The 26,704-nt window shown below is 58.6% G+C and carries 27 protein-coding genes; 13 read left to right on the forward strand and 14 right to left on the reverse strand.

The window, feature by feature from the left end:
• Positions 1 to 6: 6 nt before the first annotated feature.
• From WCS52_03220 to WCS52_03270, 11 genes are all read right to left on the reverse strand, one after another.
• Positions 7 to 1,572, reverse strand: a complete 1,566-nt coding sequence (locus WCS52_03220; GenBank protein ID MEI6166181.1) for an NAD(P)H-hydrate dehydratase — start codon at positions 1,570 to 1,572, stop codon at positions 7 to 9.
• Entirely contained in the window at positions 1,569 to 1,976 is a 408-nt protein-coding gene (gene acpS, locus WCS52_03225; GenBank protein ID MEI6166182.1) for a holo-ACP synthase, read from the reverse strand. The genes WCS52_03220 and acpS overlap by 4 nt, the downstream gene beginning before the upstream one ends.
• The gene (pdxJ, locus tag WCS52_03230) at positions 1,976 to 2,719 is read right to left on the reverse strand and encodes a pyridoxine 5'-phosphate synthase (GenBank protein MEI6166183.1); all 744 of its coding nucleotides are present in this window, start codon (positions 2,717 to 2,719) and stop codon (positions 1,976 to 1,978) included. Before pdxJ ends, acpS begins: the two co-directional genes overlap by 1 nt.
• A 17-nt stretch (positions 2,720 to 2,736) precedes the next feature.
• Positions 2,737 to 3,360 (reverse strand): leucine-rich repeat domain-containing protein, encoded by a 624-nt coding sequence (locus WCS52_03235; protein ID MEI6166184.1) that lies wholly within the window; start codon positions 3,358 to 3,360, stop codon positions 2,737 to 2,739.
• 350 nt (positions 3,361 to 3,710) lie between these two features.
• A complete protein-coding gene (locus WCS52_03240) occupies positions 3,711 to 4,547 on the reverse strand; it encodes an RluA family pseudouridine synthase (protein ID MEI6166185.1) in 837 nt (278 codons plus the stop codon).
• 48 nt (positions 4,548 to 4,595) lie between these two features.
• Positions 4,596 to 4,817: a DUF4266 domain-containing protein gene (locus tag WCS52_03245; GenBank protein ID MEI6166186.1), complete on the reverse strand. Its 222-nt coding sequence runs from the start codon at positions 4,815 to 4,817 to the stop codon at positions 4,596 to 4,598.
• Positions 4,814 to 5,341, reverse strand: coding sequence for a TlpA disulfide reductase family protein (locus WCS52_03250; protein MEI6166187.1), 528 nt, complete (start codon positions 5,339 to 5,341; stop codon positions 4,814 to 4,816). The genes WCS52_03245 and WCS52_03250 overlap by 4 nt, the downstream gene beginning before the upstream one ends.
• Entirely contained in the window at positions 5,319 to 6,254 is a 936-nt protein-coding gene (locus WCS52_03255) for an FAD:protein FMN transferase (protein ID MEI6166188.1), read from the reverse strand. Before WCS52_03255 ends, WCS52_03250 begins: the two co-directional genes overlap by 23 nt.
• 14 nt (positions 6,255 to 6,268) lie before the next feature.
• Complete coding sequence (locus WCS52_03260) at positions 6,269 to 7,705, reverse strand: DUF3570 domain-containing protein (GenBank protein ID MEI6166189.1); 1,437 nt, start codon at positions 7,703 to 7,705, stop codon at positions 6,269 to 6,271.
• Between the two features lie 179 nt (positions 7,706 to 7,884).
• Positions 7,885 to 10,086: a heavy metal translocating P-type ATPase gene (locus tag WCS52_03265; GenBank protein ID MEI6166190.1), complete on the reverse strand. Its 2,202-nt coding sequence runs from the start codon at positions 10,084 to 10,086 to the stop codon at positions 7,885 to 7,887.
• 6 nt (positions 10,087 to 10,092) lie between these two features.
• A complete protein-coding gene (locus WCS52_03270; GenBank protein ID MEI6166191.1) occupies positions 10,093 to 10,683 on the reverse strand; it encodes a LemA family protein in 591 nt (196 codons plus the stop codon).
• 127 nt (positions 10,684 to 10,810) lie between these two features.
• Between WCS52_03270 and WCS52_03275 the strand changes: the two genes are divergently transcribed.
• The 3 genes from WCS52_03275 (at position 10,811) to WCS52_03285 (ending at position 12,241) form a co-directional block, all read left to right on the forward strand.
• A complete protein-coding gene (locus WCS52_03275; protein MEI6166192.1) occupies positions 10,811 to 11,692 on the forward strand; it encodes a DUF4886 domain-containing protein in 882 nt (293 codons plus the stop codon).
• Between the two features lie 82 nt (positions 11,693 to 11,774).
• On the forward strand, positions 11,775 to 11,957 hold the full coding sequence (locus WCS52_03280; protein ID MEI6166193.1) for a hypothetical protein: 183 nt from the start codon (positions 11,775 to 11,777) through the stop codon (positions 11,955 to 11,957).
• Positions 11,945 to 12,241, forward strand: coding sequence for a type II toxin-antitoxin system RelE/ParE family toxin (locus tag WCS52_03285; GenBank protein ID MEI6166194.1), 297 nt, complete (start codon positions 11,945 to 11,947; stop codon positions 12,239 to 12,241). The genes WCS52_03280 and WCS52_03285 overlap by 13 nt, the downstream gene beginning before the upstream one ends.
• Positions 12,242 to 12,310: 69 nt before the next feature.
• Here WCS52_03285 and WCS52_03290 read toward each other — a convergent pair whose 3' ends face one another.
• Together WCS52_03290 and pdxA are read right to left on the reverse strand one after the other, a co-directional pair.
• Positions 12,311 to 12,880: a flavodoxin family protein gene (locus tag WCS52_03290; protein ID MEI6166195.1), complete on the reverse strand. Its 570-nt coding sequence runs from the start codon at positions 12,878 to 12,880 to the stop codon at positions 12,311 to 12,313.
• 12 nt (positions 12,881 to 12,892) lie between these two features.
• Entirely contained in the window at positions 12,893 to 13,840 is a 948-nt protein-coding gene (gene pdxA / locus WCS52_03295; GenBank protein ID MEI6166196.1) for a 4-hydroxythreonine-4-phosphate dehydrogenase PdxA, read from the reverse strand.
• A gap of 571 nt (positions 13,841 to 14,411) precedes the next feature.
• On the opposite strand from pdxA, the gene gatC reads away from it, so the two are divergent.
• From gatC to queA, 9 genes are all read left to right on the forward strand, one after another.
• Positions 14,412 to 14,717 carry an Asp-tRNA(Asn)/Glu-tRNA(Gln) amidotransferase subunit GatC gene (gatC, locus tag WCS52_03300; GenBank protein MEI6166197.1) on the forward strand — a complete coding sequence of 102 codons (306 nt, stop codon included), beginning with the start codon at positions 14,412 to 14,414 and terminating at the stop codon, positions 14,715 to 14,717.
• Positions 14,718 to 14,722: 5 nt separating this feature from the next.
• Complete coding sequence (gatA, locus tag WCS52_03305; GenBank protein ID MEI6166198.1) at positions 14,723 to 16,210, forward strand: Asp-tRNA(Asn)/Glu-tRNA(Gln) amidotransferase subunit GatA; 1,488 nt, start codon at positions 14,723 to 14,725, stop codon at positions 16,208 to 16,210.
• Positions 16,207 to 17,634 (forward strand): Asp-tRNA(Asn)/Glu-tRNA(Gln) amidotransferase subunit GatB, encoded by a 1,428-nt coding sequence (gatB, locus tag WCS52_03310; protein MEI6166199.1) that lies wholly within the window; start codon positions 16,207 to 16,209, stop codon positions 17,632 to 17,634. Before gatA ends, gatB begins: the two co-directional genes overlap by 4 nt.
• An 81-nt stretch (positions 17,635 to 17,715) precedes the next feature.
• On the forward strand, positions 17,716 to 19,419 hold the full coding sequence (gspE, locus tag WCS52_03315) for a type II secretion system ATPase GspE (protein ID MEI6166200.1): 1,704 nt from the start codon (positions 17,716 to 17,718) through the stop codon (positions 19,417 to 19,419).
• Positions 19,419 to 20,513, forward strand: a complete 1,095-nt coding sequence (locus WCS52_03320; protein ID MEI6166201.1) for a type IV pilus twitching motility protein PilT — start codon at positions 19,419 to 19,421, stop codon at positions 20,511 to 20,513. Before gspE ends, WCS52_03320 begins: the two co-directional genes overlap by 1 nt.
• A 7-nt stretch (positions 20,514 to 20,520) precedes the next feature.
• The gene (locus WCS52_03325; protein MEI6166202.1) at positions 20,521 to 22,233 is read left to right on the forward strand and encodes a GspE/PulE family protein; all 1,713 of its coding nucleotides are present in this window, start codon (positions 20,521 to 20,523) and stop codon (positions 22,231 to 22,233) included.
• Between the two features lie 2 nt (positions 22,234 to 22,235).
• Positions 22,236 to 23,159: a thioredoxin-disulfide reductase gene (trxB, locus tag WCS52_03330; protein ID MEI6166203.1), complete on the forward strand. Its 924-nt coding sequence runs from the start codon at positions 22,236 to 22,238 to the stop codon at positions 23,157 to 23,159.
• On the forward strand, positions 23,156 to 23,737 hold the full coding sequence (locus WCS52_03335) for a lytic transglycosylase domain-containing protein (GenBank protein MEI6166204.1): 582 nt from the start codon (positions 23,156 to 23,158) through the stop codon (positions 23,735 to 23,737). Before trxB ends, WCS52_03335 begins: the two co-directional genes overlap by 4 nt.
• The gene (gene queA / locus WCS52_03340; protein ID MEI6166205.1) at positions 23,737 to 24,798 is read left to right on the forward strand and encodes a tRNA preQ1(34) S-adenosylmethionine ribosyltransferase-isomerase QueA; all 1,062 of its coding nucleotides are present in this window, start codon (positions 23,737 to 23,739) and stop codon (positions 24,796 to 24,798) included. The genes WCS52_03335 and queA overlap by 1 nt, the downstream gene beginning before the upstream one ends.
• Positions 24,799 to 25,322: 524 nt before the next feature.
• On the opposite strand, the gene WCS52_03345 is transcribed toward queA, so the two are convergent.
• Positions 25,323 to 25,556: a hypothetical protein gene (locus WCS52_03345; GenBank protein ID MEI6166206.1), complete on the reverse strand. Its 234-nt coding sequence runs from the start codon at positions 25,554 to 25,556 to the stop codon at positions 25,323 to 25,325.
• A gap of 199 nt (positions 25,557 to 25,755) precedes the next feature.
• On the opposite strand from WCS52_03345, the gene dinD reads away from it, so the two are divergent.
• Positions 25,756 to 26,604: a DNA damage-inducible protein D gene (gene dinD / locus WCS52_03350; GenBank protein ID MEI6166207.1), complete on the forward strand. Its 849-nt coding sequence runs from the start codon at positions 25,756 to 25,758 to the stop codon at positions 26,602 to 26,604.
• Positions 26,605 to 26,704: the final 100 nt, after the last annotated feature.

Raw genomic sequence — 26,704 nt, forward strand, 5'->3', positions numbered from 1 at the left:
GGGGGATCACCTGATCGTGACTTCCCGGAACACATTCCCGAATTCTTTCAGCAGGTCGGTGGCGGTCAGGCTGGCCTGGGAGCGGACCCACATGGCATTGTCACCGGCGCGCCCGTGCAGGAAGACTCCCACGCAGGCCGCATCAAACGGGGAGAGGCCTTGCGCCATCAGCCCGCCGATAAAGCCCGCGAGAATATCGCCTGTGCCGCCCGTCGCCATGCCGGGGTTCCCGGTCAAATTCATGTGCAAAGGCTGCCCTTTCTGGGCGACCAGGGTGCCGGCCCCCTTGAGGACCACCACGGCGTTGGTGCGTTGAACCGCATCCTGAATGGCTGCTTCACGGTTCGCTTGAACCTCTTTGGTGGTGCACCCCAGCAGGCGGGCCAGTTCGCCGGGGTGGGGGGTGATGACGACCGGGCATTTGGCATTGGCGAGCCGCTCCGGATTGCCCTCCAGCGCATTCAGGGCATCGGCATCCAGCAACAGGGGCCGCCGGCATTCCTTCAGCAATTGATGAATCCAGTATGTGGTATCGGGATGCCGGCTCATGCCGGGGCCGGCCACGATCGCCGAAAACTCATTGATGCGCTCCCGCCATTGGTCCCAGGTGGCTGCGCTCAGGGAGCCCGCCGTCGTTTCGTCACCCGGATGCGTCATGACTTCCAGCATGTTCCCTGCCACAACCGGATAGATGGGGCGCGGTACCAGGGCCGTGACCAGACCTGCGCCGGAGCGCTGGGCGGCAATGGCGGCCATGGCCGGGGCCCCGGCGTAACCGGTGGCACCGCCCACGATCAGCACATGGCCGTAGTCACCCTTATGCGACAGGCGTGAGCGCTTGGGCATGCGCTGCCGGACGTCCCAGCCGGTAATCAGATGGCGGGGCGAGTCGTAGGTTGCGGTCAATTCCATGGGAATGCCGATGCCAATGACATCCAGGGTGCCGACATAGGGAATGGCCTGTTGGGTGAGCAGACCGATTTTGGGCATGCCGATCGTCGCGGTAACATCCGCGATCACCGCCTCGCCGGGGACTTCGCCGGTATCGGCATTCAACCCGGAGGGCACGTCAATGGAAACCACCAGATTGTCCTCGGAAATACTATTGATGTAATGAATGGCGCCGGCAATGGGGCCGCGGGGCGGTCCGCTGGCCCCGATGCCCAGCACGCCGTCGACGATGATCTCGCCGCTTCCCGCGGTCTGCAGGGCATCCATCCAGGCTTCCTTGGTGGGAAGCTCGATCAGGGGAATTCCGGCAGCCCGCATCTTGCCGAGATGGCGGAGGGCATCCCCCCGGATGTCGGACGCTGACCCGGCCAGCAGGACTTCGACGTCGAAATCCTCCTCGTGGAGCAGCAACGCGGCGGCAAAGGCATCGCCCCCGTTGTTCCCCCGCCCGGCGATGAACCGGATGAAGGCGTCGCCCCCGCGGATCCGCTCGGCGAGATAACTCACGGTGCCGGCGATCCCTTCGCCTGCCCGCCGCATCAATTCGAAACTCGGGATCGCGAATTCCGTCGTGGCAATCTTATCCAGTTCCCTCATTTGGGCGGACGTGACAGCTTTCATGGTTCACCTCGTTTTTCGCCAATCAGGAGCGCATGGGCCACGGCAAAATTATGGGTATGGGACAGGCTGATGAGCACGCGAATCACTCCCTGTTTGTCGGCAAGCAGCTGACCGTGCGGGCTCAGGGCGATGGATGGGGCTCCGGAAACGGGATCCTTTACCACCTCCATATCCAGCCAGCCGAGCTCCGTTCCAATGCCGGTTCCAAATGCTTTCGAGACAGCCTCCTTGACGGCAAACCGTCCGGCATAATAAAGCCAGGGCTGGGCCTTGCTTTCACAGTAGGCCTGCTCGGTGGGCAGATATACCCGTGACTTGAACCGGTCGCCCCACTTTTCCAGCAGAACGTGCAGGCGTTCGTTTTCCACCAGATCCACGCCGGTGCCGATGACGGATTCTGCCATTAGGCCCGGCCTCCACGGTAGGGGCGCATGGCCTCCAACATCTCCCGCACCGCACGATTAAGTCCGGTGAATACGGCTTGGCAGATGATGCTGTGTCCGATGTTCAAGGTGTTGAGGAACGGGATGTCCAGAATGCCGTGGGTATTGGCCGTGTTGATTCCGTGTCCGGCATTGACGATCAGGCCGAGCTGGTGGGCCAGTCGTGCCCCTTCGCAGAGCCGTTTAAGTTCCTGCCGGGCGGCCGCGCCCTTGAGATCGCAATAGGTGCCGGTATGCAACTCGATTACAGGTGCCCCCAGCCGGGCGGTGGCCTCGATCTGCCGGGGATCCGGGGCGATGAACAAACTCACCTCAATGCCGGCGTCCGACAGCCGCTGAATCGTGGGTCGCAGGCGACGGGCCTGGCCGGCCACATCCAACCCGCCCTCCGTGGTCAGTTCCTGGCGTCGTTCCGGCACCAGGCAGACCTCATCGGGTTTGACTTTCAGCGCCACGGCGACAATGTCGGGGTGATTGGCCATTTCCAGATTCAAACGGGTTTTAATGCTCTTGCGCAGGGCAAAGACATCGCGGTCCTGGATATGGCGGCGGTCTTCCCTCAGATGAACGGTGATGCCTGTGGCACCGGCCACTTCGCAGACCCGGGCGGCTTGCACGAGATCGGGATAGCTGGTGCCGCGGACCTGACGCAGGGTGGCCACATGGTCGATATTCACTCCAAGTCGAAGTTTTGCTGTTTTCATACGTTTCCCTCCTGCTGTTATTTTTCACCTGACGGCCCGGCGCGAAAGATCACGTTACATCCTGGCAGGCAGCTCCGGATCCGCTTCTGTTCCTGCTCTGGAATCGGGTTGCCGATAAGATAGAGCACTTTGAGATTTTTCGCCAGTCCGCTCATCTCCGCCGGCAGGGCGGTGAGCTGGTTGTGATTGAGTCTCAACCATTTCAGATTCGGGAGGGAGCCGAGCTCCTGCGGGAGCTCGGTCAGTTGGGTGCGATCCGCGTTCAGATATTGGAGCTGGGATAAGGTCCCGATTTCGCGGGGCAGGGCGGGGAGCGGGTTATCGTTGAGCCAGAGATGGGTTAGCCGGGTGAGTTGTCCTACGGCCGGGGAGAGGTTGGTCAGGCCGGTCTGGCCTAAATCCAGCCGGGTCAACTGCGAGAGGGTGGCCAGTTCATCCGGCACCCGTCCGAGGGTGCAGGTGCGCAGATTGAGCTGTTGCAGGTTCTTGAGCGTGAGGATTTCCGGTGGGAATCCATGGAGCCGGCGGTAGAACAAATCCAGGGTTTGAACCGTATTGGATTGCGCCACGGCCTCCGCCACCGTGGTGGCGCGCAGGGGATCCATCGGCGTGTTCCCGGCTGGACTACAACCCGTGAGCATGACCCCCAACACCAACAAGAGGAAAAGAGGGATTTTACCACCCGCTTCGCTTGAGACACGGAGACACAGAGAATGCCGGCGAGCAAGAAGAGAATGTTGCGGGATTTGTAATTCCGGAGTACCCGAATTAAAAATCCCGCAACGGTTCCTTGGAGCAATACCATGAGAAAGAGGAGGGGGTATTAATAACTTTTTCTGCTCTACGTATTCCTTCAAGAAACCGTGGCGTTTATTTTGGTCATGGGTACTCCCATGGGCGAAATAAACGCCACATTTGAATTCTCTGTGTCTCCGTGTCTCAAGCGAAGCGGGTGGTGAAATATTCATCCTGTGGACGAGAAGAGTGTTCCTTATCGCAAGCCCAGGCGCTTCATCCAGAGGGTGAAGTCCTTCGGGAGCGGCGCTTCGACCCGGATGGAGCGGTTATTGTAGGGCGAGTTGAACCGGAGGCTCATGGCATGCAGCATCTGCCGGTCGATCATGCGGAGGTCTTCCGGAATGGCCCCGCGGACGGCATAGATTTTGTCGCCCAGCACCGGATGCCCGATGTAGGCCAGGTGCTTGCGGATTTGATGGGTCCGCCCCGTTTCAATCGAGGCCTTGAGATGGCTGGCCAGGGGATTGCTGGAGACATGATAAAGCTTTGTGACGGCCGGCTCATTTTCGAGGGGGTAATCAATGCGGCGTTCGCGGTCCTTGATCTCGCCCATCACCAGCAGGTGGTAGACCTTGGAGATCTCCTGCTTCTTGAACAAATCCACGGCTTTATCAAATGCTTCTTTTGACTTGGCGATCAGAATGCAGCCGGAGGTGTCGCGATCGAGCCGGTGTACGGCCTGCAGGCGCGGCATCTTCAACAGCGTCTGAAGATCCGATTCCAGGCTATCCGGTCCGTTCGAGAGGCGGCCGGTCGGTTTGTTGACAATGATGTATTCGGTGTCCTGATAGAGGATGACCAGCGGTTTGGCCTTTTTGGCCGCCTGCTTGGAGGGGACCATCACCTCGATCTTATCGCCCCGGCGGACTTCATGGTGGGTCATCCAGATGCGGCGCCCATTGACAAATACCAGCCGCTCATCCAGAAGGCCTTTGGCCTTGTTCCGGGACAAGGTCAGACGCTGGGCCAGAAAATCCTGAAGCGGCATTCCGGCTTGATCCGGACGGACAATAAATTCTTGTGGTTGCATGGGCCGCATTATGGCGGGTGGGCCCCCATGTGTCGAGTCAATACGGGGTTAGTTGCAACCGCACCCGCCGCCGCCCACGCCGCGCCCGCCGGCCGCGGATTCACGGGTGAAGTAGACATGCTCCCGCATGGAATCCGTCAGGGGATCCCGGTCCGGGCGCATGGTGTAGTCCGACAGGGTCCCCCGCTCCCAGGGTTGAACCGTGCCGCAACCGGTCAGTGAGAACAGCCCCATCGTCATCAGTCCGAGTATGAGTAAGCGTTGTTTCATTTCTTGAGCCCGTCCTTTTCATCCAGCAGCCGTTCAATTTCTTCCCTGTATTGAGTCGTGGTTTTCTCGCCGTGAAAGCCGGTGTGGAGAAACCGGATTTTGCCGGAGCGGTCAAACAGGAAGGACGACGGCATCGACTGCACGTCGGCCGCCGCCACCAGGAGATTGCCCGCATCGCGCAGGGCGAGAAAGGTGGCGGGATGCGTTTCAAGAAAAGACTTCATCAGCGCGCTCGTCTGATCCTGATTAATGGCAATGATCACCAGACCCCGGGACCCGTAGTCTTTTTGCAGGCTGTCCAGAACGGGGAATGAGGCCTTGCAGGGGCCGCACCAGGAGGCCCAGAAGTCGATCAGCACCACTTTCGCCTTCAAGTCTGCGGGGACCGTCCCCTCCAACTTGAATTGAGACAGGTCGGGCAGGGAAGACCCGGCTTTCCAGCCCGCCTGGGCGGTGAGGCCGATGGCGAGAACGACGAGGGTGGCCAGCGTGGTGAGTGTTCTAATCGCGGATGAGGTATTCATGGAATCTCCTGGTTAAGTATTGTCTTTTCTGTTCATTTACGCAGCCCTCGACCTGGTAGTAACTGTCGAGAAAGGGTTGGCCCGCCGCCCCGCCCAGAATGAAGGCGGTGGTGGACAAGATGCCGGCTTCGGTGCAGGTGGGTGCAATCACGCTGACCGATTGACACCCGTTATTCACGGGGCGTCCGGAGCGGGGGTCTAGAATGTGGCCAAAGGTCTCGCCGTTGATGGTGACCTTGCGCGCGTAATTGCCCGAGGTGGTGACCGCCCGGTTCCGGATGACCACGCCCCCCCAGCACCGGCCGGGGTCATTGGGGTCCTCCAACCCGATGCGCCAGGGCCCTGTCTCCGGCGGCTCGCCCTGAACCCGCAGGTCATGCCCGAAATTCACCAGCACATTCTGGATCCCGGCCTGATTCGCCATTTCGAATACCCGGTCGACGGCGTATTCCTTGCCGATCCCCCCGACATCAATGCCCATCCCTTTTTCCGGCAGGGCGAATGATCCCTTCTGCCGCTGGATTTTCTTCCAGCCGCAGAGGGCGAGGGCGGAGTGGACCGCGGCCTCGTCGGGTAGGGTGGTATGCGGAAGATGGTAATCCCAGAGAGAGATCAGAGGCAGGGCGGCGGGATCAAATACACCGTGGGTCGACCAGTGGAACCAGTCACAGAGCGCAAACAGGCTTTCGGACTCCTCATCCAGATCCACGGCGCCCAGCCCGGCGGCGGCATTGATCCGTGCGATCAGGCTATCGGGCCGGAAGCGCGAGAATTTCGCCTCAAAGCCCGAAACCCAGCTGGTCACTTGGGTGATAAACGCGTTGCTCGCTGCCGTCGAATCAGTTTGGAACTGAAGCTGGCAGACCGTGCCCATCGCGTTAAACGTATGTTTGGTATAGTCGCTGGCTGACATATAAAAATCCTGCCTTAAAATGACATATGCGCGCCCACCAGGAACAGCAGGGCGGTGGGATACATTTCCGGATCCGTCTTGCCGTCATTCCCGGACATTTCATAACGCTCCACCCCGGCATCCAGTGTGAGTTTGGCCGATGGCATCCAGATGAATTTAACGCCATAGGAAATGGAGGTCAGGTCTGAAACGCGGTAATCCGAACTGTAAAATTCAGGGGTGCCGCTGAACCGCACATCATAGAAGTCCGCCGCCGTTTGCGTGTAGTAACGCACGATGGGGCTGATGATAAAGCCCGGGGTGACTTTTTGGAACCAGGCCAGCGAAAACGTTTCTGCATTGATCCCAAAGGAATCCGTATAGTATCGCACACCAAGGTCGATGCTGGCGTCAAGCGGGGTGATGAATTGCTGCAGGCCGACATAGAGAATCTCCTTGGTTTTGCTGTCCGGCCGGTTCTCATAGACCAACTGTCCATTCACTTCCGAGAGTTTATAGGGATCACTGATGAACCCCGAGACCTGCCCGTGGGTGAAGTTGGCGGTGAGCACCGTGGTCTTGGTCAGCACCTGTGAAATGCCCAGCAGGGCATCAATGGAATCCTTGGCCTCGCTGGGGCGTCCGTTGGCCGGGGTCAGCGAGTCATGGGTATAGGCGCCCCCCACCGCCAGGATGGTGTTTTTCTTATTGAACTCAATGGCGTCCTGAAGACTGAGCCCGGTCGAGAGGTAATCCGACTCCTGGCTATAGGAGGCCTGAACGCCCGGTGTATGGTCGCCGACCCGTTTGGAAAGCCCGATATTGAAGGCCCATCGGGTATCTTCAAAATCCGCCAGGGGGATCCGGGAACTGCTGGCCGGTTGCGCCGCTTGCTGAGTCGTTGATGATGATGAGGCCCCGCTGCTGGCTGGTGTGCTGGAGGGGGCGGGGGTGGCTGTTGTGGTCCCGGATGGCGCAGGGGCAGGGGTGGGCGCGGGCGCGGGGGTCGCCGCCGTGACAGCCGAGTAACGGGCTGCCGGGAAGTTGCTGCGTCTTAGGAGTAAGGCATCATCTTCGCCTTCCGGCGTGCGATCATTTCCTCCCCCAGTCGTCACGGTTGGGGCGGTGGGCGTGGGGCTGCTGGAGGAGGCGGTTGGTGCCGAACGAACGGTATTCACGGGAGCGGGGGCAGTAGGGGGCGCGCCAGTGGGAGTAGCCCCTGAAATGGAGTTGTAGATCCCATCCAATTTGATGATCCAGCCCGTATCGGTTTCCTGCTGCACCGAGATTTCAGGAGCCAGGACCTTGATGCGATCCTTATCCTCCTGATAATACATGAACTTGGCATCCACTGAATCCTCGGCATGACTCCGACGGGGCGGAAGCACGGTCAGGGCGAAAACGATAATCGCCGTAGCGGTTGATTTGCGGGGGTCAGGTATGGCGATTTTAAAATTTGTTTCAGTGCTCATAGACTCCTTGAATACTTTCGGTGGCTATGTAGCGTTTACTGTGCCATTTTTCGAAATAGACCTATATTTGTCTACAATAGGCTTCATTATTGAGAAACAGGAAAGAAGGGGATCGACTAAAAGTGTGTCAAATAAGTGAACAATGTCTCATAACTGCGAAATGACGCAGTGTTGAGACATTATAAACGGCAGCCCCGGAGGCGCAGGGCATTGGCGATAACCGTAACGGAGCTGAAGCTCATGGCGACGGCTGCAACCATGGGATTCAGGAGCATTCCGGTCCAGGGGTAGAGGATGCCTGCGGCAATGGGGACGCCCATGAGGTTATAGGCAAAGGCCCAGAAAAGGTTCTGGCGGATATTCGTCATCACCGCCCGGCTGAGCCGAATGGCCCGCACGATTCCCTGAAGATCCCCCTTGACCAGAACCACTCCGGCGGTTTCCATGGCGACATCCGTACCCGTTCCCATGGCGATGCCCACGTCGGCCAGGGCCAGGGCGGGGGTATCGTTGATGCCATCACCAGCCATGGCCACTGTGCGTCCCGTGGCTTTCAGCGTTTTAATGAAGTCGTATTTCCCGGCGGGGGTTATCCCGGCATGCACCTGATCAATCCCCAACTCGCGGGCTACGCTGTCGGCGGCCTGCTGACTATCCCCAGTGAGCATGATGACCTGCAGTCCCATGCGATGGAGGGCTTGGATGGCGGCGGGCGTGGTTGCCCGGATCTGATCGGTCAGGGAAATCTGTCCGGCGACCGCTCCGTTGAGTTTAATGACCACGCGAGTATGGTGCTGAGCTTCATCAAGAGAATCCCGTTCCCCGGGCATTGCTTTTTCAATGACCACGTGTTGGCCTGCGACGATCCCCGACACTCCGCCGCCGGCGATGGATTGAAAGTGTTCTACGGGCAGGAGGTCAATGTGGGCGTAACGCACAATCGCCTGGCCAATGGGATGCTCGCTGAGGTGTTCCACGGACGCGACCAGTTGAATCAGCCGGGGATCCGCCGGTGAGAAGTTCACCACGACGGGTCTACCTTCGGTCAAGGTGCCTGTTTTATCCACCACGATGGTATCGACCGAATGCAACTGTTCGAGAACCGCGGCATCGCGGATCAGGATTCCGGCGCGGGCGCCGCGGCCGATGCCGACCATAACGGCCATGGGGGTGGCCAGCCCCATGGCGCAGGGACAGGCGATGATCAGTACGGAGACGGCGCTGATCAGGGCAAAGACGAGACGCGGTTCCGGGCCAACCCAGGCCCAGATCACGAATGTGCCGATGGCCGCCACGCCTACGAGGGGCACGAACATGGCGGCGACGCGATCGGCGAGCTGCTGGATGGGGGCCCGGCTGCGTTGAGCCTCCGCCACGCGCTGAACGATCCGGGCGAACAGGGTGTCCGCTCCGACCTTCTGCGTGCGCATCAGAAAGGCACCGGCCCGATTGAGGGTGCCGGCGGCCACGGGCGTGCCGGGTCCGGCCTCCAGGATATCGGATTCGCCAGTCAACAGGGAGGCGTCAATGGCACCCTGGCCTTCCGTGATTTCACCGTCCACCGGGATCTTGCCGCCGGGGCGGACGCGCAGGAGATCGCCCGGGTGCACGTCGCTCAGGGGGATTTCCTGTTCAGTTCCATCCTGGACCCGCCAGGCGGAGGTGGGGGCGAGCTTCAGCAGTTCCCGGATGGCTGTGCCAGTTTTCCGGCGGGCGCCCAGTTCCATGACCTGTCCCAATAAGACGAGGAGGATAATGGTGGAGGCGGCTTCAAAATAGACCGGGATGACCCCATGGTGCCGGAACGAGTCCGGGAAAAAACCCGGGCCGAGCATCGCCAGCAGGCTGAACGAAAACGCCGCGCCGGTCCCCAGGCCGATGAGGGTGAACATGTTGAGGTTCCGGGTGCGCAGTGACAGCCAGGCCCGTTGAAAGAAGGGGCGGCCGCACCAGAGGACGACCGGCAGCGCCAGCAGGAGTTCCCCCCAGCGGGACAGGTCCGGCGCAAGCAGCGAGTGCAGCGAGGGAACGAGCATCGGGCCCATGGAGAGGAACAGCAACGGGAGGCCGAAGCAGAGGCCCCATTTAAGCCGTCGCATCATGTCATCGAATTCAGCGGTATCCTCCGAGGCGGCGAGCCCGCTGCTTTCCAGGGCCATGCCGCATTTCGGGCAGGTGGCCGGGACCTCGCTTTCAATCCCTTCGCACATCGGACAGAAGTAGGCGGTCGCAGGGGGCTTGCCGGAGGGAGGGGCCGGCGGAAGGCCGAGGAATTTCCGGCGACAGGAATCATGACAGAAATACCAGACCTTGCCGTCCTTTTCGCCGGAAAGGGCGGTGGCTTCATCAACCGTCATCCCGCAAATCGGATCGGTGGTCATTAATGACTAGAACTGCACCTTCGTCGCTTCGCGTTCTGCGGGGACCTGGATCTCAAACAACTGGGCGGCGGTGAAGCCGAAGGAGTTGGCGATCAGGACATTGGGGAAGGTTTCGCGCGCATTGTTATACATCATGACGGCATCATTATAGGCCTGACGCGCAAAGGAGATTTTGTTTTCGGTGGAGGTCAATTCCTCCATCAACTGCTGCATGGTCTGATTGGCCTTCAGATCGGGATAGGCTTCGGAAATGGCCATCAAACGACCCAGCACACCCGCCATCTGGCCTTCGGCCTGCATCAACCCCTGCATGGCGGCGGCATCGGCCGGATTGGCCGCCGCTTTCTGGCTGGCGGAATAAGCCTGATTACGGGCGGTGATGACGGCTTCCAGGGTTCCGCGTTCGTGCTTGAGATACCCCTTGGCGGTTTCCACGAGGTTGGGGATCAGGTCGTAGCGCCGCTTCAATTGCACGTCAATTTGCGCAAACGAATTTTTGAAAAGATTCCGGAGCGCCACCAGCTTGTTGTAAATGCTGATCAACATGAAGACGATGACGGCCACAACGGCCAGAAGAATTAATACGGCTTTGCTCATAATGATGTTCCTTTCAGATGTATCTTCAGATGTGCTACGTTATATCCGCTAAAGAAGAGGTGGGCAATATAAATGCATTGATAGCGCCTGCGGCGGAAAGAAATTCAAATAGGAAATGATGTGTAACATGAATATCGCCCCTGACCGGTTGAGAGTGTTGACGATCGGAAACAGTTTCACGGACAGTTTGCGCACCTACTGGCAGCCTATTGTCGAGTCAGCCGGATGCTGGCTCCAGTTCGAGGGCGCCAACCATGGTGGCTGCGAACTCCACCGCCACTGGGGCTACGTCGAGGACGAGGAGCGGGATCCCAACTGCCGGATGTACCATGACCGCCGGTCCAAACTCCGTGAGATTCTTGCGCAGAAACCGTGGGACATCGTCACCATCCAGCAGGCGAGTCACGCCAGCTGGCGGCCGGAAACCTATCAGCCGTTTGCCGGCAATCTCTGCGCTTATGTCAGGAAGTTCGCTCCGCAGGCAGAGATCGTAATCCAGCAGACCTGGGCCTACCGTGCCGACGATCCGCGCCTGCCCGAAGGGGGAGAGTGGGGGATCGGCCAGGACGGCATGTATGAGCGCCTGACCCAGGCGTACCGCAAACTCTCCCGCGAACTCGGTGATCTCCGAATTATCCCCTCCGGCTATGCAGTCCAATTGACCCGGATTCATCAGGGGTACAACTTTGTCCCGTATGACCCGGCGGTACTTAAGACCCTTCGCTGGCCAGATCTGCCGAGTCAGGCGGGCGACGTCGTTGGAGCCATGGGCTATCACAAGAACCGCGAGACCACCGAACTGGAGATCTGGCGCGATACGATCCATTTGAATCTGCGCGGCCAGTATCTGCAGGCATGTGTTTGGTTTGCATTCCTTTACGGGCGGAATACTTCGCAAATCACTTACGTTCCCGATGCCATCGGAAGCCATGACGCGGCCTTCCTGCGCGCTATGGCACAAAAAGCGGTTGATGAATTCGGAGGAAAACACCCAGTGATAGGGAAATAGTTGAAATAGTTTACGATATAACACGTAGCCGTTGGCGCAGAGATGTTATTGCGGAATTTAACCTAAATGCTAGTATTTAACCATGACAACTAAAGACAGAGTACTTCACGCTGTGCAGGATCTCCCTGAAGACAGTTCGATTGAGGATGTCATGGAACGGTTGTTATTCATGGCAAAGGTCGAGCGCGGCATCCAACAAGCGGATGCCGGGAAAACCATTACCCATGGCCAGGTCAGGGAGAAGATGGCTAAATGGCTGAGGTGAAGTGGACTGAGCAGGCTTCAGATGATCTGCAAGCCATCACTGAGTTCATTGCCCATGACTCGCCGGAGTACGCCTGCCTCTTCGCCACCGATATATTGGATGTTGTTGGTCGGATTTCGATTTTTCCGAAGATCGGAAGAGTAGTGCCCGAAGTGACCAATCCAGACATTCGTGAAGTCATTCTCGGCAATTACCGAATTGTCTATAGGTTGCGCGGGTATTGCGTAGAAATTCTTACGGTATATCACAGCTCCAGATTGTTTGATCCGTCAAAACTGAATTAAATCAATTGCCTTCGGGATAGAGAGCCCCATTGCTGAGGTCCCCTCCCACACAACCTGTTTCGCGTATCATCAGCGCGTTTTCTTCAAGAGCCAGGCCATGTTCTCGCCGAGAATCGTCATGGTTTTGAGCCCTTCCTCGTCGTGGGAGACTTCGCCTTTGTCGCGGCCAAATCCCATATTCCAGTAGCAGGAGCCGGGCACGACCATTTCCTGGATGAGGAAAAAATGGTTGATGGTGTCGAATACATGGATACCGCCCGCCCGGCGGGCCGCTACCACGGCTGCGCCCACCTTGCGCTTCAGGAGCCCTCCGTTGGCCCGCGCCACAAAGCCGGCCCGGTCAATCAGGGCCTTGAGCTCCGAGGTGACATCCGCGAAATAGGTCGGCGAGGCGAGGATAATGCCGTCGGCCTCCCGCATGGATTCAATCCATTCATTGACCGGATCCTCCTGCACACAGCGTCCATTTTTATTAATCCCGCATTGGTAACAGGCCACGCAGCCATGAAGGAGATGGCCCCCCACCTGAATGAGTTCGGTCTCGATCCCTTCCTGTTGGAGGACTGTAAAGGCCTGCTTGATCAGGAGCGCGGTGTTTCCGTCCGGACGCGGACTTCCATTAAATGCAACGACTTTCATAGGATCTCCTTCTTAACTGGCTAATTTAACTGCATACAAAACGGCTTGGCGCATACTGGCCGGATTGGCTTTGCCTGTCCAGGCGATATCAAAGGCGGTGCCATGGTCGGGTGAGGTGCGGGTAATCGGCAGGCCGAGGGTGATATTGACGCCGGTCTCAAAGGCCAGCATCTTGAAGGGAATCAGCCCCTGGTCATGATACATGCAGATATGCGCCGTCGTGCGGGCGAGCCGGTCGGGTAAAAACGCGGTGTCCGGTGGGATCGGTCCTTCAATGCTCAAGCCTTGTAGCAGGGCTTGAGCAACCGCGGGCTCGATGAAACGCGCCTCTTCATCCCCGAAGAGGCCGTGTTCGCCGGCGTGGGGGTTGAGGGCGCAGACGAGCAGGCGGGGTTCATGTCGGCGTAACCGCCGCATGGTTTCAGCCGTAAGCTGAATGGTGTCAAGAATGGCGGAAATACTCAACTTGCCCGGGACCGAGGCCAGGGAGGTGTGGGTGGTCACCAGACTGGTGGTGATGGCTTCGGAGCTGAGCATCATACAACTGCGGCTGGCACCGGTCAGGCGGGTCAGCATTTCCGTGTGGCCGGGGTAGGGGACACCGGCCAGATGAAGGGCTTGCTTATTGATCGGGGCGGTGACGATGGCCTGGACTTGGCCGGCCATGGCTTCTTGAATGGCCGTCTCAATAAAGCGGAATGCCGCCGCGCCACACGCGGAAGAAAGGGTGCCGGGGATGACGGCATCCAAGCCGTCGCAGGGAAGGTCGCGAAGGGCTGCGCTACCGGGGAGCGGAAGCCCCGTGGCGGAGGCCACCCGGCGCAGCAACCTGACATCGCCGAAAATGACCGGGGTGGAACATGCCAGCACTGCGGGGTCAGCGAGCATGCGCAGGCAGAGTTCGGGGCCTACGCCGGCAGGGTCGCCCATCGTCAACGCAATGACTGGTTTGGCATTCATCGCCCCATTTATTGCGGCAGATCCCTAAAGAGTCAAGGGGTTGTTCGCACCGGATCAGGGCAGGCGCTTCTAAAACCCGGTGAGGATATAGGATTTTACCACGGAGACGCGGAGATTTTAGAGAGAGAATACAAATATAATGGCGCGGCATTTGTAATTCCGGAGTACCGAAATTAAAAATCCCGCGCCGGTTTTCTGGAGAAATATCACTTAGGAAGAGGAATTAAAGATGACCTGCCGTGCCGTGAGCTTGCCTGCGGTGAGTTATTTGAGGCATCGAAAAGCACTCCTGTATTCCTCAAGGAAACCGTGGCGTTTATTTCGGCCACATGTACTCATGGGGACGAAATAAACGCCACATTTGCATTTCCGGCTCTCTCCAAATCTCCGCGTCTCCGTGGTAAATCTTTCTCGTCCGGCTGTGTGTCTAAGTATAAGCGCTACGGTAGTGGCATGCGGCCTCCGGTCAGCATTTGCCTCCATTTTTTCAAGCACGGCTGTTGACAGGGCTAGTGATGTTTTGGAGAATGCAGGCTTTTGAGCCAAAAGGGCCTGGAGCGTAAATTTGCTTATGACTGACGATAAAGCACAATCAGCGAAGAAGATGGATGTCCGTTATGTCGCCAATCTGGCGCGCCTGAACCTGACGGATGGGGAAGTGGTGGAGTTTCAATCCCAGCTGGATCATATCGTCGAGCATTTCAACCAGCTGCGCGCGTTGAACGTGGATGCGGTCGAGCCCATGGCGCATGCGACGCCCATTCAGAATGTCTTCCGGGAGGATGTTGTGCGGCCGGGGCTGGACCGGGATGTGATTTTGAACAACGCGCCTGAGCAATCCGCCGGACTGGTCATGGTCCCAACCATTGTGGAGTGAGCCCCATGCTGAACACCCTTACGATTCATGAAGTTCTCGAGCGCCTGGAGCGCGGCGAATGCCGGTCGGAGGAGGTCGTGCACTCCGTGCTGGAGGCCATCCGCCGGACCGATGGCCGGATCCATGGCTACCTGACGCTGGATGAGGCGGATGCCCTGGAACAGGCCCGTGCGGCGGATGCCGCCCGTGCCCGGGGCGCGAAAGGACGCCTGTTGGGGGTCCCGATCGCCGTTAAAGATGTCCTGAACGTCAAAGGCCAGCCCTGCACCTGTGGCTCGAAAATCCTGAAGGGATACGTGTCGCCCTATGATGCCACCGCCATTGCCCGGCTCCGGGCGGAGGGCGCGGTGTTTGTCGGGCGCACCAATATGGACGAGTTCGCGATGGGCTCCTCCACGGAAAACTCAGCCTATGGCATTACCCGTAACCCGTGGAACCTGGAGTGTGTCCCCGGCGGCTCGAGCGGCGGCTCCGCCGCGGTGGTGGCGGCCAATGAGTGTGTGGCGGCCCTGGGCTCCGATACGGGCGGCTCGGTGCGTCAGCCCGCCTCCTTTTGCGGGTGCGTCGGGCTGAAGCCGACCTATGGCCGGATCTCCCGTTACGGACTGACGGCGTATGCCTCGTCCCTCGACCAGATCGGGCCGATCACCAAGGATGTCCGCGATGCCGCTCTGCTGTTGCAGATCATGGCGGGGCTGGACGAAGCCGATTCCACGACCCTGCCGGCGGCGGTTCCTGACTATCAGGCCGCCCTGACCAAGGATTTGAAAGGGGTAACGGTCGGACTGCCTAAGGAATATTTTGTGGGAGGGCTTGATGCGGAGGTGGAACGCTGTGTTCAGGAGGCCATTGAGGTGTGCCGCACCCTGGGGGCCAAGGTGGTGGAAGTCTCCCTGCCGAATACCCGTGTCGCTGTGGATACCTACTACATCATTGCGCCGGCGGAAGCGTCCGCCAATCTCTCCCGCTTTGATGGCGTGCGCTACGGCTATCGGGCGCAAGGGGCGACCGATCCCCTGGATCTCTATAAGAAAACGCGGGCGGAAGGGTTCGGTCCGGAAGTGAAACGCCGGATTATTCTGGGGACCTATGTATTGAGCAGCGGTTACTATGATGCCTTTTATCTGCGCGCCCAGAAGGTGCGCACGCTGATCCGCCGCGATTTCGAGGCGGCGTTCAAACAGTGCTCCGTCATTCTCTCGCCGGTGGCGCCCACTCCGGCCTATCGGATTGGCCAGAACACCTCGGACCCCCTACAGATGTATCTCGGGGATATCTTCACGGTGCCCGTCAATCTGGCGGGGATTTGCGGCTTGTCGGTTCCCTGCGGCATGGCAGCCGGGCAGCTGCCCGTGGGCCTTCAGGTGATGGGCCCGGCGCTGGGCGAGGAGGCCATTCTGCGGACGGGGTATGCCTTTGAACAGGCTACCGATTGGCGGACCCGGCGCTCGGCCGTGGCCATGGAGAACGCAGGAACACAGGGGCGATTATGACAACTTACCGGGTAACCATCGGGCTGGAGGTCCATGTCCAGCTGAAGACGAAATCAAAAATGTTCTGCGCCTGCAGCACCGACTTCGGGGCCGCGCCCAACACGCACGTCTGCCCCGTGTGCATGGGCTATCCCGGGAGCCTGCCGGTCATGAATCGCGAGGCCATCCGCTGGACGGTGATCTCCGGGTTGATGCTGGGGTGCCGCATCAATCCTTTCAGCAAGTTCGACCGGAAGAACTATTTCTATCCCGACATGCCCAAGAATTACCAGATCACCCAGTGCGACCAACCGCTCTGCCTCGGCGGCGGGGTGGACATTGTGGTGGGTGGCCAGGCCAAACGGATCGGCATCACGCGCATACACCAGGAGGAAGATGTCGCGAAGAACATGCATTATGCCACCTGGAGCGGAATTGATTACAACCGGGCCGGGGTCCCCCTCATGGAAATCGTCTCGGAACCCGATATGGAAAGTCCGGATGAGGCCCTCGCGTATCTCCAGACGTTGCGGCAGATCCTGGTGTATGCCGAGGTCAGCGATTGCAATATGGAAGAGGGCAATATGCGGTGCGACGTGAATGTCAGCGTCCGGCCCGAAGGACAGGCGGCCTTCGGCACCAAGGTGGAAATCAAGAATATGAATTCCTTCAAGGGGATTTATAACGCCCTCCATTATGAAATTGAACGGCAACAGGAGGAGGTCCGCGGCGGCGGGCTCATCCGCCAGGAAACCCGGCGCTGGGATGTGGACAAGGGGCAGACGTTTTCGATGCGTACCAAGGAGGATGCCCATGACTACCGCTATTTCCCGGAACCCGACCTGATGCCGATCGCCCTGCCTGACTCGCTGGTGGCCGGCTGGGCCGCCGCGCTCCCCTTGTTGCCCGCCCAGCGCCGCGAAAAGTTCGTCAGCGAATTCGGGCTGCCCGACTATGACGCCCAGGTGCTGGCGGCGGACAAGGCCGTGGGGGATTACTTTGAAACGGCCGCGCGGGTCTCGCGCAACCCCAAGGCGGTGTCGAACTGGGTGATGACGGATGTGCTCCGGACGCTCACTGAAAAGGGGATTTCCATTGACGCCTTCGCCATCCCGCCGGCGGCGCTGGCGGAGCTGGTTGACCTGACGGATGCCAAGGTGATCAATTCCAATACCGCCCGGGAGGTGTTTGCCATCATGCTGGAGCACGGCGGGCTGGCGGGACAGATTGTCGCCGCCCGGGGTCTGGCCCAGGTCAGTGATGCCGGGGCGATTGAGGCCGTGGTGGATCAGACGATTGCGGACAATCCCAAATCCGTCGAAGATTTCCGGAACGGCAAGGCGGCCGCGATGAAATTCCTGGTGGGGCAGGTCATGAAGCTGAGCAGGGGGAAAGCCAACCCCCAGATGGCCGCGAGTCTGCTGGAAAAGAAGTTGTCCAATTGACCGGTACACGGGATGGTGGTAGAGTCCTGTGTTTCCGGGTTGTGCAGTGCGTCATCCAATTAGATCTGAGAGGATTGTGATTTGACCTCAAACGACGAATATGTTCTGGAGGTTCTTAAGGAAGAGGGCCTGATCACTGACGAGCAGGTTGAGACGGCTCGCCGGCAGATGCCGATGCATAGCACCGTGGTGGATACCTTCATCAGCACCAAGGTCCTCTCTTTTGAAGAAATTCTATCCGTTCTTTCCAGCCGGTTCGGCATGGAAATGATCAGCCTGGTGAACCTGCACATTCCCCCCGAGGCCATTGCCGCCGTGCCGGTCGAGATTGCGCGCAAATACAAGGTCATGCCGGTGTCCAAGCATGACAAGGTGCTGACGGTGGCCATCGGGGATCCGTTGGAAGTCGACACCCTGGACAGCCTGCGCTATCTGCTGAAATGCGACATCGAGGGCGTGGTGGCCCTGCCGGCCGAAATCACGGTGGCGCTGGACCGTTTCTATGCGACCGAAGCCTCGATGGAGACCATGATTGACCAGCTCACCGAGGGCACGGTGGCCATGGTGAGTTCCGGCCGCGCGGATCTGCGCGAAGATGTCGATGTGTCCGAGTCCGATGTGCCCATCATCAAGCTGGTGAGTCTGATCATCTACGAAGCCCACCGGAACCGCGCGTCTGATATCCATCTTGAACCCCTGGAGAAACGCTTCCGGGTCCGGTACCGGATTGACGGGGTGATGCAGGAGGTGGACAGTCCGCCCAAGCGTCTGCAGGCGGCGATCATCAGCCGTGTCAAGATCATGGCGAACATGAAGATTGCTGAAAAGCGGGTTCCGCAGGACGGCCGTATCCAGGTGAACGTTAAGGGCCGTGAACTGGATTTGCGTGTCTCCACCGTTCCCACCGGGCATGGGGAGAGTATCGTCATGCGTATTCTCGACAAGCAGAACCTGGCGCTCGGACTGCCCAAACTCGGATTCCTGGCGGACGACCAGGAGACCTTTACCCGCCTGATCGGGTTGCCGGATGGCATCATCCTGGTCACGGGGCCGACCGGCTCAGGCAAAACCACCACGCTGTATGCGTGTTTGAATTTCGTCAACAAGCCCGACCGCAAAATCATCACCGTAGAGGACCCGGTTGAATATCAGATGTCGGGTATCAACCAGGTGCATGTGAGGGAGGATATCGGGCTGACGTTCGCCTCCGCCCTCCGCTCGATTTTGCGTCAGGCCCCGAATATCGTGATGATCGGTGAAATCCGGGATAACGAAACCGCCCGGATTGCGACCGAAGCGGCGCTGACCGGACATCTGGTGTTCAGTACGCTACATACCAACGATGCCCCGAGCGCCATTACGCGACTGCAGGACATCGGCGTGAAGCCGTTCCTGGTGGCCTCCTCCGTGCGCGCCATTATCGCCCAGCGGCTGGTCCGGACGGTCTGCGAGCATTGTCGCGAGGAGCATAAACCCACGGCGAACGAATTGCTGCTGCTTGGCGCCGCCGCCGAGCAGTTTGCCGGGGTCCAGCTGTATCGCGGGCGTGGCTGTAACAAGTGCGCGCTGACCGGCTATTCAGGCCGGGCGGGGATTTTCGAGATTCTCATCATCAATGATGAAATCCAGCGCATGATTTTCGGCAAAATTTCCTCGATCGAGATCCGGCAGAAAGCGCGCGAACTGGGAATGCGGACCTTGCGTGAGGACGGGTTGCGGAAAGTGGTGATCGGAACCACGACCTTGGACGAAGTGTTGCGAGCCACCATGGGAGATGCCCTCTAATGATTGATAGCAGCCAGATTGAGATGAGCGAACTGCTCCAGTTGGTCGTGGATGAAGGGGCCTCGGACTTGCACCTCACGGTGGGGGTTCCGCCGGTGCTCCGTCTGCATGGCCGCATGCAGGCCATTGATGCCTCGGTGTTGAAGCCGGAGGATACCGAGCGCTTCATGAAGAGCATCACCTCGGAAGATCATCAGCAACGCGTCAGGGAGGGTGGGGGCACGGATTTCGGGTTCGGCTTCGGTACCGTCGCCCGTTTCCGGGTAAGCGTCTTGAAGGCCAAGGGGAACGTCGGCATGGTCCTGCGCCAGATCCCCACCAAGCTGATGTCGCTGGACGGCATCGGGTTGCCGCCCCAGGTCAAGGAGTTGATCTTCCGGCCCCGCGGGTTGATTTTGGTGACCGGGCCCACCGGCTCGGGCAAAACCACGACGCTGGCGTCCATGTTGAACCTCATCAATGAAGAGCGCGACCTCCATATCATTACGGTTGAGGATCCCATCGAGTATTATCATCCGCACAAAAAGTCCGTCGTCACCCAGCGTGAAATCGGGGTCGACGTGCCCTCGTTCGGTGAGGCCCTGCGCCGGGCCCTGCGTCAGGATCCGGACGTGATTCTGGTCGGTGAAATGCGCGATCTGGAAACCATGATGGCGGCCATTACGGCGGCGGAAACCGGTCATCTGGTCTTCGCCACCCTGCACACGACGGGGGCGGCCCGTACGGTCGACCGGATTGTGGATGCCTTTCCCATGGGGCAGCAGGCCCAGGTCCGGACCCAGCTGGCGTCGGGACTTGTGGCGGTGATTTCGCAGTTGCTGATGGTGCGGGCGGACGCCCCGGGCCGGGTGGCGGCGTTTGAAATCATGATCTCCACGCCTGCCATTCAATCCCTGATCCGGGAGGGCAAGACCTATCGTATCACCTCGGAAATCCAGACGGGCGCCAAGTGGGGGATGATTACCCTGGATGCGCACCTGATGGCCCTGTATCAGGCGGGACGGATCACCTATGAGGATCTGATCACCAAGTCCCAGGACCCGGAGTCCATCGTGTTGAAGCTGGAAGAGGCTCATAAGAACAAGAAAAGGTAATTGACCTATGCCGGATGTTCATCACAACGAACTGATTCTTCAGCTGCTGGAGTCACATGGCCTGGTGACTAACGAACAGCTCCAGGAAATTAGCGAGGAGCATCAACGTAGCGGCAAGCCCGTGCGGGATATCATCATCAATATGGATGTGTGTCCCGAGGACACGCTCCTGAAGATGATTGCCGAAAGCCTGGGGACCCGCGTGGTGAACCTGGCGGCGACCGATATCCCCCCGGAAGTCGTTCATTCCATCTCCGCCAGTGTGGCGCGGATGTATATGGTCGTCCCTGTCGAGCGGGGCATCAATTCCGTGACCTTGGCGACCTGTGACCTGATGAGTCCGTCCACCATGGACGAACTCTCCTTTGTGCTGACGAAGGACATCTCCCTGGTGATGGCGCGCGAGGAGGATATCCGGGCGCATGTCAACCAGCTCTACGGGGATGAGAGCACCTCGGTCAGCGACATGCTCAACGCGCTTGAATCGGAAATTGACCAGGCCGACAAGTACCTTGAGCTGAATGCCACCGCCGAGGATACCCGGGGCATTGAGGAAGCGGCCGGCTCCGCCCCGGTCATCCGGTTTGTGAACCTGATGTTGTATCAGGCGGTGCAGGACCGGGCCTCGGATATCCATTTTGAGCCCTTTGAGAATGAATTCAAGATCAGGTATCGTGTGGACGGGGCCTTGTATGAAATGGCGCCGCCCCCCAAACGGTTGGCACTTCCCGTGATTTCCCGGTTGAAGGTCATGTCCGGCCTGAATATTGCGGAACGGCGGCTGCCCCAGGATGGCCGTATCCAATTGACCATCGGTGGGCGCCAGATCGATTTTCGTGTGTCCTGCCTTCCCACGCAGTTTGGTGAGAGCGTGGTGCTCCGTGTTCTGGATCGCGGCGTCGTGTCGCTGGATCTCGACAACCTGGGGATGCCGGATGACATCCTTAAAAAACTGTTGCTCGATCTGGACAAGCCCAACGGTATTATCGTGGTGACGGGTCCCACGGGATCCGGCAAGACCACCACGTTGTATTCCGCCTTGCGACGCTTGAACACCACGGAATCGAAGTTGCTGACCGCGGAGGATCCCGTTGAGTACGAGATCGACGGGATCATTCAGGTGCCCGTCAATGATGCCATCGGCAATACCTTCGAGCGGGTGTTGCGCGCCTTCCTGCGTCAGGATCCCGATGTGCTGATGATCGGTGAAATCCGGGATCTGACCACGGCGCATATCGCCATTCATGCCTCCCTCACCGGGCATCTGGTTTTCAGTACCCTCCATACAAATGACGCCGCTGGCGCGGTCACCCGTCTGATTGATATGGAAGTGGAACCCTATTTGATCTCCTCCACCATGGAGGCGGTCGTCGGCCAGCGCCTGGTGCGTAAGGTCTGCGACAGTTGCAAGACGGCCTTTAAGCCGGAAGACAAGATGCTGGAGCGGTTGGGGCTGACGCGTCAGGATGTGGGGGATCAGAATTTCTATTACGGAACCGGCTGCGGTCAATGCAACAATACCGGGTACAAAGGGCGAAAAGGGATTTATGAGTACCTGAGCATTTCCGATCCGATCCGGGAATTGATCAATCAGCGGCAGCCCACGCTGGTGATCCGGGACAAGGCGATTCAGCTGGGAATGCGCACGTTGCGGCAGGATGGAATTAAAAATATTCTCGACGGCTATACGACCGTTGAAGAAATCTTACGGTATACCTGATTATGGAAAATGTAATTATTATCGGAACCGGCCCGGCCGGCCTGACCACCGCCATCTATATGGCGCGCGCCAATCTCAAGCCGGTGGTGATCGAAGGGATCCAGCCCGGCGGGCAGTTGACCACCACCACCGATGTGGAGAACTTTCCCGGATTTCCCGAGGGGATTGATGGCAGCACGCTGGTCATGAAGATGCGGGAGCAGGCGGAACGTTTCGGTGCACGGTTTATCTCCGGCGAAGTGGTGAAAGCGGATTTTACCAGCAACTCACGGAAACTGGTGCTCGAGGATGGCAAGGTGCTGGAGGCGTTGACGGTGGTGATCGCGTCCGGAGCCCGGGCCATGTATCTGGGGATCGAGTCGGAAACCAAGCTGATGGGGCGCGGGGTCTCGGCGTGTGCGACCTGCGATGGTGCCCTGTACCGCGATGTTCCCGTTGCAGTGGTGGGTGGGGGCGATACGGCCATGGAAGAGGCGTTGTTCCTGACGCGGTTTGCCTCTAAGGTGTCGTTGATCCACCGGCGGCATGAATTCCGTGCCTCGAAAATCATGTCCGACCGCGTCATCAACCATCCGAAAATCGAGATTCACTGGGATTCCGTGGTGGACGAAGTGTTGGATGTGTCACGTAACGAGGTGACCGGGCTGCGTTTGAAAAACCTCAAGACCGGCGCCGTGACCGAGATTCCTGTGATGGCCATGTTTGCGGCCATCGGCCATGAACCCAATACGAAGCCCTTCAAGGGGATCCTGGATATGAACGAGACGGGGTACCTGGTCACCCGGCATACCGTCACGAATATTCCCGGTGTGTTTGCCGCAGGCGATGTGCAGGATGCCCATTACCGGCAGGCGATTACGGCGGCGGGGACCGGCTGTATGGCTGCGCTTGAGGCGGAACGTTATATCGGCAGCCTCGGCGGATGAGCGCAGTGACCCGGGCCACCCAGGGCGTTCTTCTCATTTCCGGGCTACTGGTTTGCCTGATCACCGCCGGCTTTCTGGCCTATCGATACGAGATGGGCTATTACCGCCATCGTGAGTGGATTGATGCCGCCGCGGCCCGTTATCAGGTTCCCCCCCGGCTGATCGCGGCCGTGATCTGGCGGGAGACGCGCTTTAATCCCCTGTGCCGCGGCAAAGCCGGTGAACTGGGATTCATGCAAATCATGCCGGGGAGTGCACGGGAATGGGCCAAAGTGGAGAAGGTGCCCGCCTTCGATCCGGAGAGCCTGATGGATCCCGGCACCAACATTCTGGCGGGGACCTGGTATCTGGGCCGTGCGCTCCGGCGCTGGAATACCGAGGCGGATCCCATTCCCTATGCACTGGCCGAGTATAATGCCGGCCGCTCCAATGCGGTCCGTTGGGACCGGCTGACGGATACGAACTCGCAGGCGTTTACCGAGGTCATCAGCTATCCCACGACCCGGGCTTATGTAAAGACCGTTCTCCGTTATTACCAGTCATTTGGCCGGCCATGGGAACGCTGGGGAAAAGAGTGATGAATACCAACCTGAAGACCTCCGAGTTTGATTTTGTTTTGCCCCCTGAACTGATTGCCCAGGAGCCGCGTCTGGATCGTGAGTCCGCCCGCATGATGGTGGTGAACCGCGCCACCGGAACCCTGGCACATCATACGGTGCGCGATCTGCCTGACTTCCTGAAGGCCAATGACCTCTTAGTGCTCAATGATACCCGTGTGATACCTGCCCGGATTTATGGACATAAGGAGAAAACGGGCGGCCGGGTCGAGCTCCTCCTGCTTGAAGACATGAAAAATGGCCAATGGCATGCCCTGTGCGGGTCATCCCGACGTCCTGCTGCAGGGACACACCTGATTATGGCGGAGGGCCGGATTCACGCTGAAGTCATGGAGTGGGACGGGGACGTGGGCATCATGGTCTCGCTTCACTGTGAGGGTTCCGTTTTGGACGTTCTGGAAGAGGTCGGCATTCCGCCCTTGCCACCTTACATCAAGCGGCCCAAGGTGCCGGATCAGGCGACCTTATCTAGTGATCGGATCTATTATCAAACCGTGTATGCCCGGGCGCCGGGTGCGGTGGCCGCGCCGACTGCCGGGCTGCACATTACCGAGTCCTTATTGCAGCGCCTGAACCAGCAGGGCGTGGCCCATGGTACGGTGACCCTGCATGTGGGGATGGGGACGTTCAAGCCGGTGAAAACCGAGTTGATTGCCGATCATCAGATGGAGTCGGAGCGGTATGAGGTCACCCCCGAACTATCGCAGGCGATCAGGCAGGCCAAGCTCAGTAAAGGGCGGGTGGTCGCGGTGGGGAGTACCGTCGTCAGAACGCTGGAGACGGCGGCGACCGCGGTGGGAGAGATCAGCCCAGGCAGCGGACGCACCCGCATTTTCATCACGCCGCCATACCCATTCAAACTGGTGGATGCTATGTTGACCAATTTTCATCTTCCGAAATCCACTCTGATCATGATGGTGGGCGCCTTAGCCGGCACCGACCTGATCCGTCACGCCTATGCCGAAGCGGTCAAAGAGCAATACCGGTTCTACAGCTATGGCGATTGCATGCTGATCCTCTAACCGCCGGGGAATGCAGGTTGCTAGAAGTGATGCTCAAGCTTGCAAATAGGGCTTGAGCACAGGGTCTGGCGGAGCTAGTTCTTGAATGGAGGGCGCCGCTCTGTCGGCGCCATGCCAATAGGGATTCCTCGGATAGGTTTAAGAATCCAAACTCCGCGCGAAGCTCAGGTGGCGTTCGCCGTCTCGGCGAACGATTCGCCCTTAGCGCTTCGCTTAATCGGCCGCCGGGGACGCCGGCCGCCACCCGTCGCAAACTCAAAGACCCGCGTACGTATACGCGGGCCTTTGAAGTTCGTAGTGAGGCAAAGGGACGTTGAGCTGAAGTGCGTTTAATTATATGTTCCTTATCCATGACCCCGGACCAGCAAATACGGCGATACCTTGATAGTGGCGATTACGATATGCTTTACGGTGGGTGGCCGGGCAGCGACATAGTCGCGCAGGGATGCGAGTCAGAACGTGTTCTGAGGCAATCTCTTGTAAAAGAGGTCTGTCGGCGGGCAAAGGATAAAGGCCGCTCTGCGCTACACCCCGATTTCGATTCCGATCGATTCACGCTGGACAAGGTTGGCCCCATGGTGCGTGGCCTTTTTCCGGAAAGGGAACAGCTGCTTGTTTTTGAACTGTTTATTTGCCTGGGCCTTGTCACCTTCAATGCGTTGAGAGAGGCGCAGGGACAATCCTAAGTTAAAAAGGTGGGTGACGCAATCGATAGTCCCTTTGATATCGGTGTAAGCAGAATCTGGTGCCAAGCGCATACTGGCGCCTTCGGACAGCTCAACAGAAAACGACTGAATCCCAACCAAGTGACCGAATACTGGCTCCGGATGAAGGGGGAGGTCAAGTTGTGAGTAACCATACGGGGAAGTGTCCTCACGGTTTCGCTGATTAAAAATTGTTCTTGTGCAGATAGACCGGGGCGGCCGGGATTGGATATACTGGTGGGTAAAGGATATTATGAATACTGAAATAATCCATCAAATGCAGCGAAACTTTGACGCACTCGTCCGAAACCATCCAGAGGATGGGGAGGTTGAGTTCTGGTTTGCACGAGACTTGCAGGAACCTTTGGGCTATGCCCGTTGGGAGAACTTTCTCACTGCAATTCAACGAGCCATCGAGTCGTGCCAGACTACAGGGGTTGATCCCAAAAACCATTTTCGTGGCGTCACGAAAATGGTTCCTATTGGTAGTGGCGCCGGGCGGGTGATCGAGGATTTCATGCTCACGCGTTACGCCTGCTACCTCATTGCACAAAATGGCGATCCAAGAAAAGAGCCCATTGCATTCGCTCAAAGTTATTTTGCAGTTCAGACCCGCAAACAGGAAGTGATTGAAGAGCGTATCCGTCTTCTAGGGCGCATGGAGGCCCGAAATAAACTCAAAGCATCCGAGAAAGCCCTCTCGGATAATATTTTCGAGCGAGGCGTAGATGAGGCGGGGTTCGGGCGTATACGTTCCAAAGGCGACTCCGCGTTATTTGGCGGAAATACCACTATGGCAATGAAAGAAAAATTCGGCATCATTGACGCCCGCCCCCTGGCGGATTTCCTGCCGACATTAACCATCGCTGCGAAAAATCTGGCAACCGAAATGACGAACCACAATGTGCAGCAGGCCGATCTGCAAGGGGAATCAGCGATCACTCATGAACATATCCAGAATAATACCAGCGTGCGTCAAATGCTGGGCCAACGGGGTATAAAACCTGAAGCACTGCCCCCTGAAGAAGATATTAAAAAACTGGAACGTCGAGTGAAGTCGGAAGAAAAGAAACTTGAACAAAAATCAGGGCGTCTTCCGTGACGGTGATCCGGTCAGGGGTAATGTGTCGAAATAATTCAAAAATCATCCGCGAGCGGTGACGAGTTTATTCTCGATCAGATAAAGGATGGGCGGATCGAAA

Source organism: bacterium (assembly GCA_037128595.1).
In the GTDB taxonomy this organism is placed as follows: Bacteria; Verrucomicrobiota; Kiritimatiellia; order CAIKKV01; family CAITUY01; genus JAABPW01.

What these genes read in the sequence shown, in the direction of transcription:
- WCS52_03220 (MEI6166181.1), bottom strand. Translation starts at nt 1,572, where the DNA reads ATGAAAGCTGTCACGTCCGCCCAAATGAGGGAACTGGATAAGATTGCC.
- acpS (MEI6166182.1), bottom strand. Translation starts at nt 1,976, where the DNA reads ATGGCAGAATCCGTCATCGGCACCGGCGTGGATCTGGTGGAAAACGAA.
- pdxJ (MEI6166183.1), bottom strand. Translation starts at nt 2,719, where the DNA reads ATGAAAACAGCAAAACTTCGACTTGGAGTGAATATCGACCATGTGGCC.
- WCS52_03235 (MEI6166184.1), bottom strand. Translation starts at nt 3,360, where the DNA reads ATGCTCACGGGTTGTAGTCCAGCCGGGAACACGCCGATGGATCCCCTG.
- WCS52_03240 (MEI6166185.1), bottom strand. Translation starts at nt 4,547, where the DNA reads ATGCAACCACAAGAATTTATTGTCCGTCCGGATCAAGCCGGAATGCCG.
- WCS52_03245 (MEI6166186.1), bottom strand. Translation starts at nt 4,817, where the DNA reads ATGAAACAACGCTTACTCATACTCGGACTGATGACGATGGGGCTGTTC.
- WCS52_03250 (MEI6166187.1), bottom strand. Translation starts at nt 5,341, where the DNA reads ATGAATACCTCATCCGCGATTAGAACACTCACCACGCTGGCCACCCTC.
- WCS52_03255 (MEI6166188.1), bottom strand. Translation starts at nt 6,254, where the DNA reads ATGTCAGCCAGCGACTATACCAAACATACGTTTAACGCGATGGGCACG.
- WCS52_03260 (MEI6166189.1), bottom strand. Translation starts at nt 7,705, where the DNA reads ATGAGCACTGAAACAAATTTTAAAATCGCCATACCTGACCCCCGCAAA.
- WCS52_03265 (MEI6166190.1), bottom strand. Translation starts at nt 10,086, where the DNA reads ATGACCACCGATCCGATTTGCGGGATGACGGTTGATGAAGCCACCGCC.
- WCS52_03270 (MEI6166191.1), bottom strand. Translation starts at nt 10,683, where the DNA reads ATGAGCAAAGCCGTATTAATTCTTCTGGCCGTTGTGGCCGTCATCGTC.
- WCS52_03275 (MEI6166192.1), top strand. Translation starts at nt 10,811, where the DNA reads ATGAATATCGCCCCTGACCGGTTGAGAGTGTTGACGATCGGAAACAGT.
- WCS52_03280 (MEI6166193.1), top strand. Translation starts at nt 11,775, where the DNA reads ATGACAACTAAAGACAGAGTACTTCACGCTGTGCAGGATCTCCCTGAA.
- WCS52_03285 (MEI6166194.1), top strand. Translation starts at nt 11,945, where the DNA reads ATGGCTGAGGTGAAGTGGACTGAGCAGGCTTCAGATGATCTGCAAGCC.
- WCS52_03290 (MEI6166195.1), bottom strand. Translation starts at nt 12,880, where the DNA reads ATGAAAGTCGTTGCATTTAATGGAAGTCCGCGTCCGGACGGAAACACC.
- pdxA (MEI6166196.1), bottom strand. Translation starts at nt 13,840, where the DNA reads ATGAATGCCAAACCAGTCATTGCGTTGACGATGGGCGACCCTGCCGGC.
- gatC (MEI6166197.1), top strand. Translation starts at nt 14,412, where the DNA reads ATGACTGACGATAAAGCACAATCAGCGAAGAAGATGGATGTCCGTTAT.
- gatA (MEI6166198.1), top strand. Translation starts at nt 14,723, where the DNA reads ATGCTGAACACCCTTACGATTCATGAAGTTCTCGAGCGCCTGGAGCGC.
- gatB (MEI6166199.1), top strand. Translation starts at nt 16,207, where the DNA reads ATGACAACTTACCGGGTAACCATCGGGCTGGAGGTCCATGTCCAGCTG.
- WCS52_03320 (MEI6166201.1), top strand. Translation starts at nt 19,419, where the DNA reads ATGATTGATAGCAGCCAGATTGAGATGAGCGAACTGCTCCAGTTGGTC.
- WCS52_03325 (MEI6166202.1), top strand. Translation starts at nt 20,521, where the DNA reads ATGCCGGATGTTCATCACAACGAACTGATTCTTCAGCTGCTGGAGTCA.
- trxB (MEI6166203.1), top strand. Translation starts at nt 22,236, where the DNA reads ATGGAAAATGTAATTATTATCGGAACCGGCCCGGCCGGCCTGACCACC.
- WCS52_03335 (MEI6166204.1), top strand. Translation starts at nt 23,156, where the DNA reads ATGAGCGCAGTGACCCGGGCCACCCAGGGCGTTCTTCTCATTTCCGGG.
- queA (MEI6166205.1), top strand. Translation starts at nt 23,737, where the DNA reads ATGAATACCAACCTGAAGACCTCCGAGTTTGATTTTGTTTTGCCCCCT.
- WCS52_03345 (MEI6166206.1), bottom strand. Translation starts at nt 25,556, where the DNA reads ATGCGCTTGGCACCAGATTCTGCTTACACCGATATCAAAGGGACTATC.
- dinD (MEI6166207.1), top strand. Translation starts at nt 25,756, where the DNA reads ATGAATACTGAAATAATCCATCAAATGCAGCGAAACTTTGACGCACTC.